The organism is Roseateles sp. (genome assembly GCF_031397715.1).
GTDB lineage: Bacteria > Pseudomonadota > Gammaproteobacteria > Burkholderiales > Burkholderiaceae_C > Paucibacter_A.
On sequence record NZ_JANNMI010000165.1, the window covers coordinates 1 to 3763 of the forward strand.

The 3763-nt window shown below is 62.4% G+C and carries 4 protein-coding genes; 3 read left to right on the top strand and 1 reads right to left on the bottom strand.

The features are described 5' to 3' along the window. The first annotated feature begins 303 nt into the window (after positions 1-303). On the top strand, positions 304-885 hold the full coding sequence (locus RMO57_RS07125; protein WP_310385375.1) for a rhomboid family intramembrane serine protease: 582 nt from the start codon (positions 304-306) through the stop codon (positions 883-885). Here the strand turns inward: RMO57_RS07125 and RMO57_RS07130 are convergent, their stop codons facing one another. Further along, complete coding sequence (locus RMO57_RS07130) at positions 886-1797, bottom strand: SDR family oxidoreductase (protein ID WP_310385376.1); 912 nt, start codon at positions 1795-1797, stop codon at positions 886-888. A 134-nt stretch (positions 1798-1931) separates the two neighbouring features. Between RMO57_RS07130 and RMO57_RS07135 the strand changes: the two genes are divergently transcribed. Beyond that, positions 1932-2960, top strand: coding sequence for a CDP-6-deoxy-delta-3,4-glucoseen reductase (locus RMO57_RS07135; RefSeq protein WP_310385377.1), 1029 nt, complete (start codon positions 1932-1934; stop codon positions 2958-2960). 21 nt (positions 2961-2981) lie between these two features. Then, a partial coding sequence (locus tag RMO57_RS07140) for a 2OG-Fe dioxygenase family protein (RefSeq protein ID WP_310385378.1) occupies positions 2982-3763 on the top strand: 782 nt, incomplete at its 3' end.

The window sequence follows — 3763 nt, forward strand, 5'->3', positions numbered from 1 at the left end:
GGTAGACGCAGGGGACTCAAAATCCCCCGCCGCAAGGTGTGCCGGTTCGAGTCCGGCCTCGGGCACCATAGGTAAAGCTAGGGTGCGCAGGTAAAAGAGCAGTTGATGAGACACACAAATAAACGCCCCGTAAATTAATGACTTACGGGGCTTTTTTTCGTGCGCTCGAAACCTCACTGCTGCGAATGTAAGCCAAGCTTCGACGCCCGAAAGACCCCACCGGCCTACGATTACACTCAGGTTTTTGCAAGGCAAGCTATTGCCCATGCAACCCTTCGCAACACCCAGAGAACACTGTCGCACATGCCCCATATCCCTCCGGTAACGAAAGCCTTCATGCTGGCCTGTGTGGGCTTGTACTGTGCATTCTTGCTGCTGCCGCGTGGCCTGCAGATTCCTTTTGAGTTGTGGCCGCTTCAGTCGGGGCGCTTCTTGCCTTGGCAACCCCTCACTTACGCGTTCTTGCATGGCGGCGAATTCCATCTGTTCTTCAATATGCTGGGCCTTTGGATGTTTGGCTCGGAGCTGGAGCGCGTTTGGGGCGCCAAGCGCTATACACAAATCCTGGTCGCCAGCACGCTCAGCGCGGCTGCAGTTCAGTTGCTGGTCACGCTGCTGATGGGCTCCATGGCGCCGACGGTGGGCGCATCCGGCGCCCTGTTCGGCCTGCTGCTGTCCTTCGGCATGCTCTTCCCCGACCGCATCATCGTTCCGCTGTTTCCGCCCATCCCAATGAAGGCCAAGTACTTTGTCGCCATCTTCGGTGCCTTGGAACTGCTCCTGGGCTTCAACAGCAATAGCAGCGTCGCGCATTTTGCTCATCTGGGCGGCATGTTGGGCGCCTATTTGCTGATCCGCTACTGGCGCACAGCAAGGCGCCGCTGATCAGGCCAGCAAGCCATCGGCCACTTGGCCATAGTGCAGCCGCAGTCCTAACTCTGTCTTCAAGCGGGTATTGATCAAACGCCTTGATTCGCTCATGAAGCTGAACTGCATCGGCGACATCATTTGCTGCATTTTCGCCCGGTCAAGCCGCTGCGGCCTGGGCATGCCGCATACATCAGCGGCCAAGTCGAAGTAGTCGCCCATCAGCATTTCGCTGTCATCACAGACATGGATGACACGCTGACTTAGCTCGCGCAACAAGGCCCGGACGCAGGCCCGCGCCAAGTCATCAGCATGGATATGGTTGGTGAACACATCATCCTCCCGCCGCAATACCGGCAAACCACGCAGCAAACGCTCGCGCGGGTGGCCACCCACCCGGTCCGAGGCATAGATGCCCGGTATGCGCAGAATGGTGGTCCGCACCCCAAACTCGGCACCAAAGCGGCGCACACGCTGCTCGGCATCCACTCGCCGCCTGGCCCGGTCGGTGCTCGGCGCGGTCGGCCTCGTCTCGTCAAACCGCACGCCACCGCAGTCGCCATAAACCCCAGTCGTGCTGGCATACACGAGGCGCTTGGGCGGCAACTTGCGCGCCAACGCGCGCAGCAGGTTGGCGGTGCGCCGGTCCTCGGCGCCGCTGCCGGCCGGCGGCGCCAGATGCAGCACCGCATCGGCGATGCCGGCCAGGCGAGCCAGCGTCGTCGCCTGATCCAAATTGCCGATCAGCGGGCGCGCACCCGCCGCACGCAACGCCGCCACGCGCAAAGGGCTTGAAGTCAAGGCCAGTACCTGCCAACGACCCGCCAACAGGCGCAAGACCCGCATGCCCACATCACCACAGCCAACGATCAAAAGGCGCGGGCGCCCCAGCTTGGCCTTGCAGCAACCCGCTTCCAGGTCCAAGTTCAAATGCGCTATCGATGGGGATGTTGATGACGGGCCAGCCAGCGTTCCGAGAAGCATGTTTCAAGCTCAGGCAAAATAGCTGACCAGTGTACGGCCCGGCTTTCCCGGGCCGCTCTTGTCTCTAAAAGCAGCTTCTCATGAATTTTCAGGTCACCGTACAGCCCAGCGGCCGCGTGTTCTCCGTGGAACGCGACGAAACTATTCTGAGCGCCTCCATACGCTCGGGTGTGGGCCTGCCCTACGGCTGCCGCGACGGCGCCTGCGGCTCCTGCAAGAGCCGCCTGCTGAGCGGGCGGGTGATTCACGGCGCTCATCAGGCCAAGACCTTGACCGAGGCCGAAGAGGCCGCCGGTTTTGTGCTGACCTGCTGCGCCACACCGCAGACCGACTGCGAACTCGAAGCCCGCACGGTGCCGGGCGCCGGCGAGTTCGCTATTTTGAAGCTGCCCAGCCGTGTCGCAAGCTTGGAGAAGCCGACGGCCGATGTGGCCATCCTGCGCCTGCAACTGCCGGCGACGCAGAACTTCCAGTTCCATGCCGGCCAGTATGTGGAATTCATTCTGCGCGACGGCGCACGGCGCAGCTACAGCATGGCCAATGCGCCGCACAGCATGCCCGGCTTCATCGAATTGCACATCCGCCATATGCCGGGCGGCAAGTTCACCGACCATGTCTTCGGCGCCATGAAGGAGAAAGACATCTTGCGCATGGAAGGTCCCTTCGGCAGCTTCTTCTTACGCGAGAACAGCGACAAGCCCATCATCCTCTTGGGCAGCGGCACCGGCTTTGCGCCGCTCAAAGCCATCATCGAACGCATCCAGCACCTGGGCCTGACCCGCCCCACCACGCTCTACTGGGGCTGCCGCAGCAAGGCCGATCTGTATTTGCATGATTGGGCGGCCCAAGCGGCGGCCAGCACGCCAGGCCTGAGCTATGTCCCGGTCTTGTCCGACGCCAAGCCCGCAGACGGCTGGACCGGGCGCACGGGCTTTGTCCATCAAGCGGTGATGGCCGACCTGCCGGATTTGTCCGGCCACCAGGTCTATGCCTGCGGTGCACCGGTGATGGTGGACTCGGCCAAGGCCGACTTCACCGCCAAGTGCGGGCTGCCGGCGGACGAGTTCTACGCCGACTCATTTACCTCCGAAGCCGACAAACAGGCCTGAGCAGCAGGACATTTCATAGCCATGATTTTCACTCCGCCCTACGTCACGGCAGACCGCTTCGAGACACAACTGCGCGAACAAGGTGCGGCGGTGCTTGCGCCCGACAACCTGGCGGCTGTGCTGCCTTGCCGACTCGATGACTTGAGCCAACTGCCGGCGTTCTGGAACGACCTGCCGCCGGACGCCTATCTGCGCGACGGCGGACGCTATCGTTTCCGCCGGCATGGCTGCTTTATTGCCGAGGGCCAGGTCTTGACCCAGGTGGCCCACCGCGCCCACTGGCAGCCGCTCGACTACAACGCCCTGCACGGCGGCATTGAGCGCTGGTTTGAGCCGATCTCGGACGATTTGCTTGCACGGCCGGTGTGGTCGCAGCTGATGTTGGGCCTGGCTGAAGTGGCCTCTAGATTGAAGGGCAAGCGCCCTTGGTTCATCGAGGCGCATCAGTTCCGCATTGACACCACCGACGGCATCGGCCGCCCCACGCCTGAGGGCGCACACCGGGACGGCGTCGATCTGGTGGCGGTGTTTCTGGTCAGTCGCCGGGGCATCAAAGGCGGCGAGTCGCGCGTGTTTGACGCCCAAGGCCCGAACGGACAGCGCTTCACGATGACCGAGCCCTGGACCTTGCTGCTGCTCGACGATGAGCGGGTAATTCATGAGACGACACCGATTCAACCGATGGCGGAACAAGGCCACCGCGACACGCTGGTCGTCACCCTGAGGGCGTGCCGGGGCAAATCAATCAGCGGCGGCTTAAGTACCTCAAAACACATCAAATTGCCTGAAACCCGCCCGCCCTC